The organism is Bacillus sp. ISO11, assembly GCF_003458115.1.
Taxonomy (GTDB): domain Bacteria; phylum Bacillota; class Bacilli; order Bacillales; family Bacillaceae_G; genus Bacillus_A; species Bacillus_A cereus.
In genome coordinates this window covers 1-18,643 of record NZ_QXCO01000055.1, presented here as the reverse complement: position 1 = coordinate 18,643, position 18,643 = coordinate 1, and the positions used below count along the sequence as shown (strand labels likewise).

The window sequence follows — 18,643 nt, the reverse complement described above, 5'->3', positions numbered from 1 at the left end:
CAAACGTTTTGATGTCACTCCTTTAATTTTTGCCATTGTATCAGCAGGACTAAGTGTTGGTGGTGTATTTAAGAACAAGTGAACGTGGTCTTTGTCGCATTCCATTGCAACAATAGAAATATCCAATTCTCCACATATTTCTTGAACCAACTCCTTGAAACGTTCTTCTACTTTTGTGTTAAGAAAAATCTTTCTTCTGTATCGCGGGCAAAACACAAAATGATAGTTAATTAATGACACGGTTGTTTTGGTTCTTCTATAATCATTCATCATGTTGCATCGTATCAGTTAGATTACAAAACTGCAACACGAAAGATAAAAAAATAAAAGATACCAACATTTTGGATACTTAGAGTGCTACAAACCTTGCGGTTTTTAGTGCACTCCTTATCCAACCTCACTTTCATCGCATGCCTAAAGGCGAGGGGCTTTCTCGTTCGGGAAGGGCTGTAAGATGCGCGAATCCGCTGCTTTTTCATCAAGAAATCTGGAGTATAACAACAATTAAATTCATACTAGCATGAACAACAAATGATACTAGTAACCTATTAGTACGCACATATACTACAGCAAGTACAAGCCCAATTAGAAAATATCCAAATATAAATGGAAAATCAAAATGAATGATAGAAAAAAACAATGAGCTTATTAGTATGCTCCAAGTTTGCTTAAACTTGGACATTAAAATATTTATAGCCGCATAACGAAAAACAAACTCTTCTACTAAAGGTGCAAGAAGAACAATTGAAACAAGTGCCAAAGGAGATATTGCTGCAGCAGCGACTGTACTAGACGTATTTTCTGATTGCGTAGTTAGCTGAAATACACTCTTGTCTAACACACTACCAATCATCTGCGCAAGAAATACGAATATGATCCCAGCTAAAATCCATATGAATGAGTTTCTTGATAATTTAATCGATAGCCTTGGATCTTTTATTATTTCTTTACTATATATAAGAAAAATGATTATCAGCATAAGTGAGAACCCAATTAGTTCCCAATGCACAAGAAGTTGTTGGATTGCTTGCTGTTGGTTTCCCTGAATATCATACCAACCTGTCTTCGCTAGCAATTGTACACCTATTATCCCCACAAACTGCGTCATTATAAAATAAATCAGTATGATATAACCTGATTTATGTATATTACTATTATTCATATTAATGTATTTTCCTTTCACTTTTTGATTTAATTAACGATTTTGTATTAAATCACGAACTTTCACAGGACCCAGTAGTGCTTTTTGTTCGTTATTTTTAATAAAGATTTTGTGTTAGTTTTGTACGTTCATTTCTTTTTCTTCTTTAACACGTTTCCGATTACACCAATAGCAAAGATTTGGGCCTTTATAACTCATTGATGGTCTATATAAAGTTTTAACCGGATTGCTACATTTCGGACATTCTTGTTTATCATATTTCACGATTTCGTTCCCCTCTTAAATAAAGATTTGATTCTAACTTGCACATAAACTGAAAACATACATAAGATTAAATTGCCGATACTTTTTCATATAAATCCTGGTCAAAGAGCGCTTTCCCGTGCGTTCTTTTTTCTGTTGAAATAAGGATTTTGTTTAAACTTCATTAACCTTATTGATTCCTTTGCATACATTACAATTACAAGGAAATCTACAGGTTTCCCTAGTCCAGTTACCTTGCATTCCTTGCACACCTTGTGGAAATAACCCGTTATAACTAGCAGGTTATTTTATTTTTGATTACAAGATAACTATTTGGTAATAATTCTTTATAAATCGCGCCTAAACTTTTATAATCTTTATATAAAAATATTAAAAATCATTTAATTATAGGGGGCGTTTTGTATGCTACAGGGCATTAACCATATTTGTTTTTCTGTATCAAACTTGGAAAAATCTATTGAATTCTATCAAAAAATACTTCAAGCAAAATTATTAGTAAAAGGTAGAAAATTAGCGTATTTTGATTTAAATGGATTATGGATTGCTTTAAATGTTGAAGAAGATATACCAAGAAATGAAATTAAGCAATCTTATACACATATGGCTTTCACTGTAACAAATGAAGCATTAGACCGTTTAAAAGAAGCATTAATTCAAAATGATGTTAATATTTTACCTGGTCGAGAAAGGGATGAGAGAGACCAAAGATCTCTTTACTTTACAGATCCAGATGGCCATAAGTTTGAGTTCCACACTGGCACTTTGCAAAACCGGTTAGAGTACTATAAAGAAGATAAAAAACATATGACTTTTTACATATAATAAGAAAGCTAGGACTTTCTTATTTTTTATCAAATAACGCTTATATTAAAATTCCGGATTTCTTATTTCTATTAACTTCTTTTAATTTAGTGTTTTTAGCTCTTTGTATTTCTCACAAACTTCAAGCGCTTCATTAACATCTGACTCATATTTAGTTCCTTTTGCCATTATTCTTAAAGTCTCGTTTATCCAAGCCTGACTCTCCGCATAATTTTTAGCGACCTAAGCATTTACCGTTGCACTTAATACCTGCTCCCTCTTTGTTTTTGACATAGTCATTCTCCATTTCTGTACAAAATTCATATTTTATTAAGTTAAGAAATTACGAATTTGAAAACTAAAAAATTATATATAATGATTATATGATAAATATCCAAAAAGTTTTGTCAGACTACCTACTAAAATCAAGCCGCTTGCAGATACTTTAACCCAATCTCTAACGCGCCTGTTCCACCAAATCCCTGATTAAATAATAGTGGGACATCATACTTCTTTGCGTACTCTTTTGCTACATCAATAAAGTGTACAAGCAACAATATTCATTAAAACGAAACAAACTATTATTAAAATAATGAAAATCGGGGACAACAAGATAAGAATAAAGCCACTTACTACCAAGCAGATAAAAATAAAGCTATTGCTCATGTCTTCGTAACCATCTAGTCCTTGTACAATATTCAAACTATGCATCCAGACTGTGATACTATCCCAATTTTCTATTAACAGATAGCCACCACCCAACAAAAAAACCATCCAAGCAACGTTCCTAATAATCCAGAATTTCGCCCTATATAATATCCAGAAACAAAATTCGCAGCTGTTCCAATTAACATTCTCATTTGTATTCCTCCATATCCATCTCATTTTAGCGTTATATACAAATTTCTTTTAACCATGGTTTTGTTACATCAGAAAATTATGAATATTCAATGAATATTTTTAGGTACTCTTTATTTTTTTAAAAAAGGGTTGTGTTTTTCTCCACAACCCTCATTTCCTTCTTAATCTACAGGTACTTCTTCTTGTCCATGTGGAATTTGTGCAATTGGTGTTACAATTTGTGCATATTTATTTACCTGCACTTTAAATTGTCGTGTTTCTAAGAAGTTTACCTGTTGAATTAAAACTTCAATATGAAACGTATCTACTTTTTTCCCACGGTCAATTTTGGTAATTCGCGCATTGTAAAACTGATCCCCATTTAGGAAATATCGTTGTACAGCTTCTGTAGCCAGCATACGCTCATTACTTGTCATTTTCATCGGTTCAATACCAAATCCAGCCTTTGTAAACAAGTACGGTACATCATAACTACTATTAGAAATTTTTCGTAGTAAATCCTCTACAGTTTTTGTCTTTGCGATATATTCCTCTTCTTTTGTATCAAATCCCTTTGGCTTATCTCCAAGCATCTCGATTTCATCTTGATTTACTTGCTCTTCCTCTTGTACTTGAGATTTCATCATGTAACGATGAATAGTATTATAGGTAGCAACACCTACCACTAGTACAATAATTCCTAATATGACCAAGTACTTACGAGGCATATTGGATAAAATGTTGATTATTTTCTTCATCTACTCTCATCCCTTATCAGTCTATAACATTACGGATTTGCGACATATGTTGTCCTCTTGCCGTATAGTTTAGACCTGTAATTTGTACACCCTTATTATCACCAATATGAATCATTTTCTGATTCCCTAAATAAATAGATACATGATTAGGATTTTCATAGAAAATTAAATCTCCTGATTGTGCACGACCGATATCTGGCACCTGTTTTCCTTGTCCAATTTGGGCACCTGTCCAATCTCCAAGCTGGACACCTATACTGGTTTTAAACACATATTGTGTGAATCCAGAACAATCTGCACTACCTGCAGCTGGATTTCTAGCACCAGATACATAGCTTACTTTCCCTTGTCCAACCCATTTTTTTGCTTCTTCCAATACTTTTTGTCGTTTGGCATTTGTCATTGTAGGAGCACCACCTGATGATAACCCTGGATCATCATTTTTCTTAAAGAATTTCATTGGATCTGTTGGTTGGTCATTAATACGAATTTGGAAATCTAAATGGACGGCGTATCCATTCATATTAAGGAAACCAGTATCTTTATCGTAGTTAGAACCGCCCATTTCCCCAATAATTTGCCCTTTTGTCACCATAGTTCCTGGTGCAACTGATATTTTACTCAAATGTAAGTACCGAGATACAATACCATTTCCATGGTCTACATAGACACCTAGACCACCACCGTTTACATTTCCTGTTTGGTTTGTTACAATACCCGCTTCCATCGACCATACGGGGTCCCCAGCTTTTCCGGCGGTCATAGCCCCAATATCTACAGCATTATGTTGTTTTCCACCACGAACTGCATCAAACGTATCTGTAATACGCCCTGATTTCGTTGGCCATTTCCAACCTTTATCAGAAATCCATTCTCCAGATACATCCGCCACACATCCTAAATCTTTATAATATTTCAAAACTTTGGAAACATATGTGAAATCACCGTAGCACGCATTAACCTTTGTCCTGAAATTATTCGGATCGGAGCAACCTGCTGGGTTTAAATGATTCTTACTTCTCGAGAACTCAATGGCTGTTTCCTCTGAATAGCCACCCTTTGCTAATGCATAGCTAATGAATCCTGATCCAAAATTATAAGATTGTAAGGCTAGAGCTATATCTCCATTCGCCTTTGCTAACACATCTTTAAATTCTTGTACGCCTGCTTCAATAGAAATGTTAGGATCTTTAATACATCCTACACGTGCATTCCCCTTGACACCTACACAAGATGGGCTCATATCTCCATAATGCCCCTCTGAAGCCTGCATCGGGTCATTTCCTGCTCCACCTGATTCCTGCATCATTTGGGCAGCCAAAATACCAACATATTGAGCAACACCATGTTTTTCTGCCATTTCTTTAATTTTAGGAAGGTATCCTGTAACTTTTGCATTAAGGTTAACAGGCTCCCCGCCAGGACTTACATTACCTACACACATACCACCAATAAATCCACCAGTAGTAGGAGCAAGATGTCCATACATTCCTTCTAACATCCCGGCTTCTAATATCTCACGAGCCCGCTCTTTTTGACTTTTACTAAACTTTGCGAGTTCCATGGCTTTCTCTAGCCCATGAGAAGATGTTGTGACTTTTTTACTTCCACTTGCATTAATCTCATCTATTTTTTTCTTAAAATCTGTATCTCCTAATATCTTTTTTACATCTGGTCCGGAGTAACTTTCAGATTTTGTTTTTTGCATCTCTTTTTTCTTTTTTTCACAAGGACCATTCGGTCCCGCCTCGCATACCTCTTTTTCTGTATATTCTTCATATTGGATATCCAAGAAATATGATATAGCATCATGCGGATCTTTACCAGTTAAATCATTATCATATCGCGCCATGTCAAAGGCGACAACCTCTTTCCAATCCACATTCAGAGCCATTGAGACTTCCATATATTTTTTTACTTGTTCCTCTGTTTTACCTTCATCATCGGTAAAAGGTACAAAAGAAACTAAAATCACACACACAGCAATAATTACTCCCATAATCAAAGCGGCAGGTACTCCAACCGCTGCCACAACAGCACCCACAATTTTTAATATACCTGCTTTTAGCATTTTGGCAGCAGCTTTCGCTGCCGCCTTTCCTGCTTTTCCTGCCAATTTTGCCATCTTTCCACGCGCTTGCATCCCTTTTTTCTTAATAAAGTGGGAAGCTACATCTTTTAAAGGATTACTTTTTTTCTGTTCATTTGGATCGTTAGGGTTTTGACTCATAGACTTATCACACCATATTTTCCATTTTGAGAATTTCTTCCTCTTCGCTGTGCTAAGCGAGGATTTGGCGCAAATGGAATCAGATTTTGTGGGTCATGTTCTGATAAATTCAGATGCGTCTCTGTACGAACAACTTCATCCTGTGTATGTGTTACTAAGATTTCTTCTCTTGGCTTAATACTACTGTCTTTCACTTCACAAGCTCTTTCAATCCTTTGGTTTGCTTGTAAGCGCGTATCTCCTTTTCCGAACGGCGAAATACGTGACACTGTACCGTCTGTTGTTGTCGCAACCATATAACTACGATCTCTTTCTACCACCATTTGTACATTCTTATAGCCACCTTGGTCTAAATCAGACATATAGAAGTGACCATTGTCTACCTTGTGATTTACCGTAAGTGGTGGTTCATTAAATACCGGTTTCTGTTGTAACGGTCTTTGACTTTGGTTTCCTACTAATTGATTTGGATTTACATTAATCGAGCGATTGATATTGATTTTGCCACCACTTGAATCTTGTATATAGGCTGGAGATGCTTTCGCACCATTACGATACTGCGTTAATTGTCCGTCTGAAATATTTAAGTCCTGATATACGACTTGTCCAGAACGTATACTGCTATCCCCACTACCATAGCGAGATACAACTTGCGTCATACCACTAGAATCTTTTGCTTCAATCCAGGATTTATTATTTGTCGTAACAAGACGTACTGCACCTTTTACAACCGATTGCGCGCCTGTATGATCTGTTGTTGTCGGTACCATCTGTTGAATTTCCTGAATCTCTTTTGCTTCTGTACGAACTGCACTGTTATACGGATTATGTTTACTTACCATACGTGCAGTTGCTTGATAAGCACCCGCACCACCAATCACACCTGCGGCGTAACTTAAGCCTTTTGTCACATTATAGTGGCGCTCTGCTGCATTCCCACCTAATGATGTATTAACTGCAGCAGTAGTCCCACTTATCACTCTTTGTACTGCATTCCCTCCGGATTGTTGAACAGCACTCGCTGCACTAAAGTATGCATTTGATACCGTATCAATGCGATCCGCAAGCATAAGGTGTTTCGCACCTTCCATTACACTCATGCCAAGTTTTGTACTTTGCTGTGTCATACGCCCTACTGCAGAGGTTGGGATAGACATTTTACCAGCACTTTGTGCAATATTCGCTACACTTGTTGATGCATCTGCATAAGATCGTTCAATTTCCGCAACGGAAAGATCTCCTGCACGTGCTATACTCGCTTGCGTTTGTGTCGCTGCATACACAGCTTTATTGATTGCGCCACCTGTTGCAACGCCATGTGAACGAACACCTTGAATCGCACTAGTAACTCCAGAACCTACTTGTTGACTCACCGTTCCAAGACTTGCATGGCTTTGTAATCCTTTCGTTAATTGCGAAGCAAAGGCATCTTTATTAATATACGATTGATTATGTAGACTCTTACCACTCGTATCTTTCGCCTGTACGGGCATCGCTCCCGCTTGTACTGCCGCTTGTTGTGCCACTGCTTTAAATTCATTTCCTTTTTCATTCAAGTGCGACTGCCAAGCTTGCTCTTTTTGTGGTTGAGACATTGTTGGAGACAAGTTCTTCATAAAGCTTGCCTGTTGTTCTGCTGCATAGCCTTGTTTAAAGGATTCTGTAGAGGCTTGTACCAGGTTGCCAACATTACTTACTTGTTTTGCTTGCTGGCTTCCTGTTCCACTTGTCAAACCGTGCGTTTTCACGCCGTTGACTGCCTTCTGAATGCCTGCCGCATTAGATACACCCATAGCATTTAAACCAGGATTTTTTTGTAACTGTTGTGATAAATGAGAAGCGAAAGCTTTTTTATTCGCATAGTTTGTACCGTCTTTTTGCTGTACAATACCAGCTGATTCCGCCGCTTGTTGCGCATGATTTTGAAATCCTTGTACTTTTTGATCTAAATGCTTATTCCATGCGGCTTCTTTTTCTTGTTGCGGCATATCTGCAGGGAATTGTTTCATAAATCCTGCCTTATGGTCTGCACTATATGCTTTCTTAAATGCAGCAGTAGAAGCACCGACAAGTGCACCTACTTGTCCCATATTTTGATGGCCACTTTCTAACGTTTCTCCTTTTACATCCTCGACTGCTTTTCCAACTTTTCCTAATGCAAGTCGAGAAGCAAACGCATCTTTATTCACATAGGACTTATCAAACAGATTGTTCCCTTGTTTGTCCTTCGCATCAACTGGCATGGCTCCTGCTTTTGTTGCCGCTTGTTCTGCGTGGTTTCTAAACCCTTGTACTTTTGTGTTCAGATGATCGTTCCAATGTTTCTCTTTCTCTTCTGCTGACATATTTTCTGGTAACTGACTCATAAACGTATCTTTATGGTCTGCCTCATACCCCTTTTGGAATGCATTCGTTGCAGCGTTTACTAAATCTCTAGCATTTCCATATGGTGTAGCGGTTTTCTTCATATTTTGTAAATCTTGTTTCCGCTGATTTGAGAAACGAGACATTTGATCACTATTTGTTTTCGCTACTTTTTTAGCAATCTCCGCATCGGACGCACCAGGGAATGCTTGTTTCAAGCGACTTGCAACTGCAGAATCCGGATTATCTGCTTTCCAATTTTCAAAGTCTTTTGTAGCTAAATCCTGTGCGATATCTTCATCGGTTAGTTCCGGATAAGATTCTCCATTTAGATTTGAATACGTATCCGCACCCTTCTTTACACTGGAACCAATATGTTTTCCTAAAGCTACAGCTCCTTCGCCGACTGCAGTAACACTTCTACCAGCCACCGCACCAGGAGCACTACCTAATGCACTTCCAACTTGCGATCCTGCTACCATCGCTCCCGGTCCAAGACCAGCTCCTGCTGCCATACCTGCAAGTCCTGTCGCTGCTTTACCAATTGAACTTCCAATTTGACCAGCTTTTAACATACGAGCTGCACGAGATGTTGTACCAACATCTGTCCCTAAATTCGCTCCTAATGCATCTTTCGGGTTATCAGCATCTTCTTTTGTCTTTTCTTTATCCCCTTTATCGTCAGGTTTTGCTTTTGAATTACGGTAATCATCACGAACACCTTTAACCAGTCCAGCCACACTTGCTAAAGCACCCATACCCATCATCGTACCCGCTCTATGAATACCCGCAGATGCATTGGTGCTAAGTCCAATAAAGCTTTTCACGATTTCACCAACTGGGATAAACATCGCAAGTAATATTAATTTTATAATAGGATTTTGCGCACCCCCAATAAGTGTAATAACTAACCATAGGGTAATTGCGTGAATCGCTTGAATTAATACTGCACCCATAAGTTCACGAATCCAATATAACGTCTGTTGTTTCTTTTGTGGGAACATCCACATTCCTACCATTACAGGGCCTAGTAACATTAATACGTATAGTGTCACAGCACGCATTAAATAATAAAAGTTTGCCCATATCATTAATCCAGCTTCAATAAATAGTCCGAATATGATAAACATATAATCATTTTTATGGTCTTTCATTGAAAGTTCTGTAATCGTCTTATTGTCTGCCAGTCCATTTTTTAATAGAGGTATTTGCTGATCTGGGTTAAAATTCCCTAACGCCTCTTTAAACTCTAATATAATCCAAGAATTTAGATCAAAAATAAAATTATAAAAGAAATCTAAATGCCAGAGGCAAATCGAGATAATCATTAAGTCTTTTGCATATTCAATTAATGCCGTGCGATTATTTGGATTCAGAGTCGTTGCTGAATATTTTGCTGCTGTAATCACTACACTGACGAGGACACAAAAAGCAACAAGTTTAAACATGACAGGCATACCGGTATCTAATACATTCGTAACTGCATTCTTTGCATATAAAAAATCTAGATTAGATTTATCTCCACCAAAGACTAGAACTGGAATAGTATCCATAAATCCATAAATAGGCGCTAGTAGGGCCTTTACCATATGGATAACAAGGCCACCGACCCAATCTATTATTTTCTCAAGCATAATTTCACCTTCCTTTACAAAGGTACGCTACTATCCTGCGTACCCTTGTACTTTCTTCATATTGTTTAGAAGCTCTTGAAGTACCGCTTCATTCGATTCAATAAACATCATTTCTTTATCTGATGGATCTGTTTGAATCCAAACAGAACTATCTCCTACGCGGAAAATCCCTTCTCCTTTTCCTGGATTGTTGAGAATAATATCAAGCTCCCCAGCAGTTAAGTTAAAGTTCTCTTGAATTTTTTTCTTATCAATCTTATTTTGTTCTAAGAAGAAATAAGAGAAAGTAGATTGCAAGATACCACGAGCTTTTACATTTTCTAAGATACGAACAAAGTCCTGACTTGCCCAACACATACCGGCATTTCTTTTACGTGAACGACGTGCTACTTTTTCCAAGAAGTTAACCGTTTGTTCATAGTCGATAAACTGCCACATCTCATCAACATATAATACTTTTCGCTTGATAGCGTGTTCTGGACTCTTAATCCAATGCTCCCAAATATAGTTCAAGATAACGTGGAAAGCGATTGGTTTTAAAAACCCTTCCTCTAAATGACTAATGTTGAAATTAACAACGCGTGATTCATTTAACTGTGTTTCCACACCACGACCAAAATGACTTTGTCCATCAAATAATGGTTTTGAACCATCGCGTAAGAATGGTCGAATCGCAGCAATTAACTCTTCTGCTTTTACATCGTCTCCATGATGTTCTACTATGACATCATAGATTTCTTTTAACTCTGGCTCTGGCTTTCTCACTTGAGACTGAATTAACTGTCCATCCACTTTCTTCACTTCATCTGTATATAAAGAGGAAGGATGTGAAGTAATACCATGTTTATCAAACACTTCACGGATTGCATCTTCTAGCATAGTACGTTGGAATACATTTAATCCTGGTTGATCAAAGTCTTGCCCGCGAATAATAATGTCAAAGAAACCTAGTATTTCATTGATTTTCTCTAAAATTGGTACAAATCTCACATACTTCATGCCATCACGCTCTACAAGTTCTTTCTTATCATATTGTTCAAGTGCTTCTAGCTCTTCATCTTTATCCGTAATCTGAAGTTCTGTTACAGCGATTGCACAAGGATTAATAATGATATTACTTTCAGGTGAAATATTTAAATTAATACCACCTAGACGTTTTGTAATTTTTACGAATTCTCCTTCTGGATCGATAATCATTGCATGCGTATCTGCAAGTGACGTTTCACGAGCTAACTTCATTTTTAAAAGTAAACTTTTTCCGGAACCTGAGATCCCTGTTACACCAATGTTATAGTTTGGCGGGCGATAATCTGCATTACCAAATGAATTTAAAAATTCTACTTGCCCAGTAATTTTATTCTTTCCTATTGGTATGCCACCATTAAATCTCCCGGATCCTGATACAAATGGTGCAAACGTACATAACGCACGTCTATCGATATTTCGATAGGTATCTTGCAGCGTATTTGGTGCACCTAATGGCATAGTAGCTTTCAAACCACTTTTCACACGGTTCCAAGTACTTGCAATCTTAAAATGAGATGCTTGCATTTCATCTTCAATATACTCACATAAAACGTCCAATTCTTTCTTTGATTCGGCATACGCAACACCCATGGTACTCACCATATAGGAGTCGTTTTCATTGAACTGGATTTCATCCATTAAATTGTTTGTATCTTGAATTTTTGCATCTAAGTCTTTTTCTTGGTCAATGTTTCCTCGTGTACGTTGGAAAGAAAGATTCGAACGTAACATCGTCAACTGCATATCTAATGATCGCATTGCTTTAGCTTTTGGTTCTTTATGAATATCGATCATGACATCCACTTCCCCAGCCGAAGTTAACATGTTGAGCCAATTGGTTTGCATCATACGCGGGTACCCATCACGTGGAATATAAAACGGACGGAAGAACGTATTACTTCCTAAAGATTGTTTAATGACCCCATAATCTTCTGCATCAATTTTCATTCCTTCTGGAGCAATAACATCAAACACTGTTGTTTGATTATCTAATTGCGTCGGTACTTCCTCTTCTTCCGCCTCTTCCTCCTCTAGCTGCAATTCATCCTTCTCTTCTGCTTCTATTTTTTTCTTTTCCTTTTTCTTTTTTCCGAATAACCTCATGTTTACGCCACCCCGTTATTTGATTTTTCTGCTTTTTCTTCCGCTAGCACTTTCTTCATTATCTCTAGTTTTCTTTCATTTGTTTCTCCTGTTGAATAGAGGGAGAAATTCTCGTTTTCAATTAAGTCCTGGAAACGAGCTTTTACAGCTTTACGACGGTTAAATGCTACGTATAAAAGTTCTATTAATTTATCTTTCGTTAACATTTCTACATTAATTTTTGCTTTCGATAGTAGATTTCGAGAAGCATTATAACGGCGATATAATTCGTTAAACGCCTTATCCACAATCTTTTCTTCCAACTCTTCCTCTGTATCAGCAGTAATCGTACTAATATCAACCTTGTATGGGTAAATTAAATAACGTTTTTGTTCATATCGAGGTTGCGAACGTTGCCAGTACTCTAAGTTATCGATAACTTCTTGCCCATATAGAACTGTCTCTGGTGTAAGGTCCTTCGCACCTTTCATTGTTTCTGTCATTTTTCGTACAGGATCTGTTAAATCTACAAACTTACTTTGAATATATACTTTCGTATTAAACTCTAATGTGGTTAACCATGATTCAATTTTGATATCAATCGCTTCTTGTTCCATATTGGAAAGTAAGTAATAGTTAACTGGATGTGCTTCCGCAATCAGGACAAATGTGTCATCATGATACCGAATCATATGATTATCGATTTCCTTAATGTCTTCTACAAAAGCACGAAAGAAGTCAACATTATCCTCATCAATTTCCGATTCAGCAGACATATTTTTTTTATTTTTCTTTCCAGCTTTTTCAATAGTGTGTTTCTCTACTCCACCTTGCTTTTTCCCTTTTTTCTTAGAACCAAACAGCGGTTTTCCATTCATTTTCCGATAAAAGAAAAATCCTACAATGGCTATCGCCGCAAAATATATCATTTCTAACATTTACAGATTCTCCTTTGCCCATATAGTTGGCTCGTACCCTTTTCTCCACTTACCTTTTTCGGAGCGGCTACGCATTTTAATAATTAAATACTTATCTAGATACATATGTTGTTTTTCTTTATATATAAACGCAAACGCTATAACACCTATTACCGTTGGTAGTGCTAAAATTAAGCAAATAAAAAACGCTACTACTGCATCAATAGGTGCAAATAGTCGCCATAAAAATGGTACATATAAATAAAGGGATGCTCCGCCACCCAATAGATAAATCAATTGGCGCTTGCTCAGCACACCTAGTAGTGTTTTTTGTTCCGAAGTCATATCAACAGGAACGGTTACTTTTCTCATTCTTTTTCCTCCCTTGTATAAGAGAAGCTCTCCCCAAATCGAGGAAAGCTTGTACAAACTCTTATGTTAGATTGTCGTAACCCAAGCAGCGATATCGTACGCTTTAATCATGACAAAGCCTCCAATTGCTGCGCAGGCTAAACCAATCATAGCTTGTGTACGGTTTTCAGGATTCTTCCCTTGTGCACCAGATAGTTTAATAGCTGCAAATACAACGCAAGCTGCCACCCAAATTCCCCCAAAACCAATTAAGGTTTTCACCAAAGTGTTCATGCTTTTTTGGACGGTTTCAGCATTAGCACCACTGCCACTACCACCAAGACCCTTCGTAAAGCTACTTTTTGCCAGTAAGAAATCCCCTACTGATGTTGTCATAAGTTTTGCAGACAACCAATTCAACATAATTCCTGCACCTCCGGGTGTTTTTGCTCGCAAAAACGCAAAAAGACCTCAATACACGCACACGTCCCCTAAGGACATGGCGCATATTGAGGTCTTCTCTTATATGCGAACTGATTAATTTTATATTTTATTGTAAAATCCAATTACTTTTATATTATAGCAATGCGATTTTAAAAAAACAAGTCCTTGTTTACACCTTTATTTCTTTGTATCCTCTTTGTTAGGATCGTACCATACTCTTTGAATTTTAAAAATATCACTGTCTTTAAGACCTAAAACATTCTTTTTCATAATAACCTCCACTTTACTGCAAAATAGCCAACCATATAGCTATATAAAAATTATATAATTATTAAGTGCATTATGAAGTAATAATTGTTGTTAGGTGGTACTTTACCTTATTCCCTCTCTTTACACTCTTTAATTATGGTTTCAAAAGAAACAAATTAACTACTTTTTACTCATTTCCTTGCTTCACTTACCTCTAATTTTTCAGAATCGGTTATATATTCCTCTCCATCTAAAAAAGATTGAAGTAAGTAATATACCACTCTTCCCTACTCACCAAGCAAGAAATTAGCCACATATTAAAAAAGAGAGACATATACATGAGTTCGTTCAAAGGATTAAAACTGTATTAGATACATATTATGCTACTGGAGATATGGAAAAGAAGAATCACCTCATTAAATCCTTTCCTGAAAAATTAACATATATAATAAAGAATTGGAAAAACAAAGATGAATTTATAATCAAATTGTACACAATGATATAAAATCTTCTTCATTACTAACTCTCATAAAAAAATAAAGAAGCTGGTGAGATTTTCCCAGCTTCTTTATTTAAATATCAAGTGTGACAAACTCACCTTCGTTAAGCATATCATCACGAGTGAATTTTTTATTTAATATTAACTCTTTAAAGGTATTAATTGTTCCATCATGTGTTACTAGAAAAATACGTTTTCGCTCTTGAGCACGGCACCAATCCAAAAACGATAATGCTATATCTTGATAGTGGCGTTCTGATACATGATTTACCGAAATTAAATTTTCATCAAAACATTTTTTATATAGTAAACCAAAAGAGTTTGCAATGCTAAATCTACTTAGCTCCTTTTCTTTCATAACAACATCACAAGGTAAAGTTTTTGCACTCTCCCTGTAGGGATATATTCGCGGACCTATGGCATAGCAAATATATTTTCTACAAGCATATTCTTTAGTAAATAATTCTGCTGTTTCAAGAGTTCTGTACGTTGGACTCGCTACTATAATATCTTCTTTAACTAGATTATTAAAATTTTTTTTAAAATTTTGTACCTGTGTTATTCCTTTCAAAGTTAACCTAGGATGCTGTATTTGAAAAGAATCTGGCTCATTTATATTGTGTTCTGCCTCACCATGCCTTAAAAATATTAATTTCATGCTGTTCTCCTTTTCTTACTTCTAGATAAATTTCCGGACTTTAACAAAGCGAGCGATGAAAACAATATCCCAACTCCACATATTGTAAATATATTTACCGTACCTAAATAATCTATTGCAAAACTAAATGTAATCATAGAAAGAATATTAAATGTATTAATCATCATGTAATACGTTGAGAATACTCTTCCTATAAACACTGTCTCTACAATATGTTGAAGATACGTTTCAATAATAATAAAATAAAATGATGATGTTATGCCTAAACAAAACATAATCAACAGAACAAAAGGTATATATTTTGGTGAGTATCCAAGTACTACCATAAATAAACCATCAAACACAAGGGCATACTTTAAAATATTTAGCATTTTATGCTTTTTGTTTACTAATTTTGGCACAATAATACTTCCAATTGTTGACCCTAACCCCAGTGAAGCTAAAAGTATACCGTACACAGATTTATCAATTTGTAAATGATTTAAAAAATGAATTGGTAATAAAACATTTATTGCAGAACTAAAGAACATAATGAAAATAGAAAAAACAACCAATTGTTTAATTTCTTTATTTTCAAATATATAACTGTATCCTTCTTTAATTTTACTCAAAAAAGATTCTTTTGTATTATTAATTAAATCCCATTCACACTTAAGGAAAAAAACACACAGTGTTGCTATTAAATATATTAAACTACAAATTAAAAAGGAAACTTTAAAGCCCAAAAATATAGCTATAGAGGACCCAATAATTGGAACAACAATTTCTATTATACTTCTTATTCCTAACGCCGTACTGTTTATTTTGAGTATATCGTCTTTATTTTGAACTAAATTTCTTAATATGTTTTTTATAACAGGAAAGCTAAAAACAGATGTTAAAGAAAGGATGAAAGAAAATACATATACGTATATGCCACTATCCATTTTCCATACTATAGAAAATAATATTACTTTTAATAAAAAACAAAAGTAAATTATTTTTTTACTATGATATTTATCAGCTAAAGCACCTGCTATAGATCCAAATAAAATTGTAGGTAATAAATTAGTAATTAGAATAAATCCCACAGAAGTTGCATTTCCTCCTATACTCAAGATAAATAAAATTAAAACAATTTTATTTAACACATCAGCCATACGACTGGTACATACTATAAGTATGTATAGTAAATAATTCTTATTACTTATGATTTCAACCATGATACCACCTTATATAAATGTATTCTATAAAATTCGCGGAAATTCTGACTTGATTACATATTCATTCTTTTGAGCAAGAATATCAGTTGGATTACTCTTGAATATAGGGTGTATATTGTTAGGTTCCGTTTTAGAAACTAGATAATCTTTTTTGGCTTGTTCGTAATACCAATTCATCATAGATGCAGCATGTATAACACTAATTGCATTAAAATATTTATATTCGTTGTTTAACCATGGAGTTTTATATCCCAACCTTTGCATTACCTGCGAATAATTACATATAGCTTCCTTTATTAATATCCCAGCTTTTTCAGCGGTTCCCCAATAACTGGGATGTACTAGCTGATACAAATCCTGTAAACAAAATCCAAACTTTACTTCCTGAAAATCAATAGGAATTACGCCTCTTTTTTCATCATTGCTCTTAATCCAGTTATTTGGAATAGAATCACCATGTAAAAATATAAATGGTACATCCTGAACCATATCCAAAGCTTCTTTTAATTTATGTATCGCCTTAGGATTTAAGCCGAAATATAAATAATCTCTTATATTATTAATGTTCTCTTGAATTGCAAGTTGGTTATATTCTCTATTAAGTTGATGTTGTATCATTGCTAAAACTTGAGAAGCATCCGAAAGGTAGGAAATACCTTCCGGATGCTCTCTTAGAGAATAGCCATTTAAATCTTCGAGTACAAGCATATTCACATAATCATTTGCTTTAATATTAATTAGCACTTTAGCTAATGATACTGTGGAATAATTTGAGAAATGCCTTTGATAAATTGCACCTTCATTTGGACTTGTAGCTAAAGAAAACTTTATCCATGCATTTTGATCTCCTAGCTTGAGTTTAGTAGTATATGTTGAAGGTGAAATTATGTTTGTAGTATCTACATCAAATTCCATAGAAACACGATTGCCTAAAATACCTCTTAATATATTTTCTATAGTACTTTTATCTGGTAAAACAGAAATAATATTTCGAGCCATTTTTAAAACTCACTCACAGGCTGACCATTCTTAACTAGTTGTGGGCAGCCAGAAATATCTTTAAACATTTCATTTCCCTCAACATATGAATCTGTAGGCATGTAATGTAAAACATATGCTAAACGAGTAGAATCAGTTAAGTTAGGACCTGTTCCGTGTAAAGTCAATGAGTGGTGAATTAAAACATCTCCAGCTTCCACCTCAATAAATTGAATTTGTTCTTTTTGATTAGATGTTAAAGTTAAATCATATTCCATTAATACATCAGGTTTTTCACTTAATTTTTCTGTATCTAAATGTGAACCCGGAATGTAGCCTAAAGTACCATTATTGACAGTTGTATCTTGTAGTGGAATCCAACAATTTATTTGGTTTTGAGGATATAATCCTTTCCAGAAAGGAGCATCCCTATGAAGTGGTGAAGCCGCACCATGATTTGCTGGTTTGTTTAATAGAGTATCAGACAATAAGCTAATATCTTTCACACCCATGCATCCTTGAACATATTTTATTAATTCGGAATTAAGAATGAATTTTCTCATATTAGGGTTTACTTCCCATAATTCATTTAAACCTTCATTTCTTCGTTCCATTTCATTTTCTTTTACTTCTTGGGCTACTACTGAACTAACTTCTTCAAATGTATGTAAACCTTGTGCCACACCTACTGGAGCGCCCGCTTCAATTTTGTGTAGACCTTGTGCTACACCTACTGGAGCACCCGCTTCAATTTTGTGTAGACCTTGTGCTACACCTACTGGAGCACCCGCTTCAATTTTGTGTAGACCTTGTGCTACGCCTACTGGAGCACCCGCTTCAATTTTGTGTAGACCTTGTGCTACACCTACTGGAGCACCCGCTTCAATTTTGTATAGACCTTGTGCTACACCTACTGGAGCACCCGCTTCAATTTTGTGTAGACCTTGTGCTACACCTACTGGAGCACCCGCTTCAATTTTATGTAAACCTTGTGCTACACCTACTGGAGCACCCGCTTCAATTTTATGTAAACCTTGTGCTACGCCTATTGGAGCACCCGCTTCAATTTTATGTAAACCTTGTGCTACGCCTACTGGAGCACCCGCTTCAATTTTATGTAAACCTTGTGCTACGCCTACTGGAGCACCCGCTTCAATTTTATGTAAACCTTGTGCTACGCCTA

Annotated in this window: 15 protein-coding genes and 2 pseudogenes; 1 reads left to right on the top strand and 16 read right to left on the bottom strand. The window is 35.8% G+C overall.

Translation table 11 applies throughout. The annotated features are described in order from the left end of the window. The 3 genes from tnpA to D1166_RS31500 form a co-directional block, all read right to left on the bottom strand. On the bottom strand, positions 1 to 273 hold a 273-nt coding region (gene tnpA, locus D1166_RS29510), incomplete at its 3' end, for an IS200/IS605 family transposase (RefSeq protein ID WP_118043531.1). Positions 274 to 478: 205 nt separating this feature from the next. After that, complete coding sequence (locus D1166_RS29505; protein ID WP_089608011.1) at positions 479 to 1,162, bottom strand: CPBP family intramembrane glutamic endopeptidase; 684 nt, start codon at positions 1,160 to 1,162, stop codon at positions 479 to 481. 114 nt (positions 1,163 to 1,276) lie between these two features. Next, positions 1,277 to 1,426 (bottom strand): hypothetical protein, encoded by a 150-nt coding sequence (locus D1166_RS31500; protein WP_000872738.1) that lies wholly within the window; start codon positions 1,424 to 1,426, stop codon positions 1,277 to 1,279. Positions 1,427 to 1,828: 402 nt separating this feature from the next. Between D1166_RS31500 and fosB the strand changes: the two genes are divergently transcribed. Continuing rightward, complete coding sequence (gene fosB / locus D1166_RS29500; RefSeq protein ID WP_089608010.1) at positions 1,829 to 2,248, top strand: FosB/FosD family fosfomycin resistance bacillithiol transferase; 420 nt, start codon at positions 1,829 to 1,831, stop codon at positions 2,246 to 2,248. A 404-nt stretch (positions 2,249 to 2,652) separates the two neighbouring features. Here the strand turns inward: fosB and D1166_RS29490 are convergent. From D1166_RS29490 to D1166_RS29430, 13 genes and pseudogenes are all read right to left on the bottom strand, one after another. After that, positions 2,653 to 2,766: pseudogene (locus D1166_RS29490) on the bottom strand (DUF2325 domain-containing protein); the annotation flags it as partial. After that, positions 2,762 to 3,087, bottom strand: a pseudogene (locus D1166_RS29485) (hypothetical protein). The pseudogenes D1166_RS29490 and D1166_RS29485, both read right to left, overlap by 5 nt. 162 nt (positions 3,088 to 3,249) lie before the next feature. Continuing rightward, positions 3,250 to 3,825, bottom strand: a complete 576-nt coding sequence (locus D1166_RS29480; protein ID WP_097842878.1) for a hypothetical protein — start codon at positions 3,823 to 3,825, stop codon at positions 3,250 to 3,252. A gap of 16 nt (positions 3,826 to 3,841) precedes the next feature. After that, positions 3,842 to 6,055: a lysozyme family protein gene (locus D1166_RS29475; RefSeq protein ID WP_118043530.1), complete on the bottom strand. Its 2,214-nt coding sequence runs from the start codon at positions 6,053 to 6,055 to the stop codon at positions 3,842 to 3,844. Then, on the bottom strand, positions 6,052 to 10,053 hold the full coding sequence (locus tag D1166_RS29470; protein ID WP_118043529.1) for a TrbL/VirB6 family protein: 4,002 nt from the start codon (positions 10,051 to 10,053) through the stop codon (positions 6,052 to 6,054). Before D1166_RS29470 ends, D1166_RS29475 begins: the two co-directional genes overlap by 4 nt. 30 nt (positions 10,054 to 10,083) lie before the next feature. Beyond that, positions 10,084 to 12,120 carry a VirB4 family type IV secretion system protein gene (locus tag D1166_RS29465; RefSeq protein ID WP_422851116.1) on the bottom strand — a complete coding sequence of 679 codons (2,037 nt, stop codon included), beginning with the start codon at positions 12,118 to 12,120 and terminating at the stop codon, positions 10,084 to 10,086. Positions 12,121 to 12,185: 65 nt separating this feature from the next. Beyond that, complete coding sequence (locus D1166_RS29460) at positions 12,186 to 13,100, bottom strand: hypothetical protein (protein ID WP_016090330.1); 915 nt, start codon at positions 13,098 to 13,100, stop codon at positions 12,186 to 12,188. After that, entirely contained in the window at positions 13,101 to 13,451 is a 351-nt protein-coding gene (locus tag D1166_RS29455) for a PrgI family protein (protein WP_016090329.1), read from the bottom strand. It abuts the gene before it with no gap. A 66-nt stretch (positions 13,452 to 13,517) separates the two neighbouring features. Next, on the bottom strand, positions 13,518 to 13,886 hold the full coding sequence (locus D1166_RS29450) for a hypothetical protein (RefSeq protein ID WP_003308572.1): 369 nt from the start codon (positions 13,884 to 13,886) through the stop codon (positions 13,518 to 13,520). Between the two features lie 809 nt (positions 13,887 to 14,695). Beyond that, positions 14,696 to 15,280, bottom strand: coding sequence for a phosphoglycerate mutase family protein (locus D1166_RS29445; RefSeq protein WP_097856747.1), 585 nt, complete (start codon positions 15,278 to 15,280; stop codon positions 14,696 to 14,698). Continuing rightward, positions 15,277 to 16,482, bottom strand: coding sequence for an MFS transporter (locus D1166_RS29440; RefSeq protein WP_097856746.1), 1,206 nt, complete (start codon positions 16,480 to 16,482; stop codon positions 15,277 to 15,279). Before D1166_RS29440 ends, D1166_RS29445 begins: the two co-directional genes overlap by 4 nt. 24 nt (positions 16,483 to 16,506) lie before the next feature. Further along, a complete protein-coding gene (locus tag D1166_RS29435) occupies positions 16,507 to 17,481 on the bottom strand; it encodes a hypothetical protein (RefSeq protein ID WP_097856745.1) in 975 nt (324 codons plus the stop codon). A gap of 2 nt (positions 17,482 to 17,483) precedes the next feature. Further along, on the bottom strand, positions 17,484 to 18,643 hold a 1,160-nt coding region (locus D1166_RS29430; protein ID WP_165851688.1), incomplete at its 5' end, for a phytanoyl-CoA dioxygenase family protein.

Bases quoted from the DNA above. Each gene is read 5' to 3' on its own strand.
- D1166_RS29470 (WP_118043529.1), bottom strand. From the start codon at position 10,053: ATGCTTGAGAAAATAATAGATTGGGTCGGTGGCCTTGTTATCCATATG.
- D1166_RS29440 (WP_097856746.1), bottom strand. From the start codon at position 16,482: ATGGTTGAAATCATAAGTAATAAGAATTATTTACTATACATACTTATA.
- D1166_RS29475 (WP_118043530.1), bottom strand. From the start codon at position 6,055: ATGAGTCAAAACCCTAACGATCCAAATGAACAGAAAAAAAGTAATCCT.
- D1166_RS29445 (WP_097856747.1), bottom strand. From the start codon at position 15,280: ATGAAATTAATATTTTTAAGGCATGGTGAGGCAGAACACAATATAAAT.
- D1166_RS29460 (WP_016090330.1), bottom strand. From the start codon at position 13,100: ATGTTAGAAATGATATATTTTGCGGCGATAGCCATTGTAGGATTTTTC.
- D1166_RS29480 (WP_097842878.1), bottom strand. From the start codon at position 3,825: ATGAAGAAAATAATCAACATTTTATCCAATATGCCTCGTAAGTACTTG.
- fosB (WP_089608010.1), top strand. From the start codon at position 1,829: ATGCTACAGGGCATTAACCATATTTGTTTTTCTGTATCAAACTTGGAA.
- D1166_RS29435 (WP_097856745.1), bottom strand. From the start codon at position 17,481: ATGGCTCGAAATATTATTTCTGTTTTACCAGATAAAAGTACTATAGAA.
- D1166_RS29455 (WP_016090329.1), bottom strand. From the start codon at position 13,451: ATGAGAAAAGTAACCGTTCCTGTTGATATGACTTCGGAACAAAAAACA.
- D1166_RS29505 (WP_089608011.1), bottom strand. From the start codon at position 1,162: ATGAATAATAGTAATATACATAAATCAGGTTATATCATACTGATTTAT.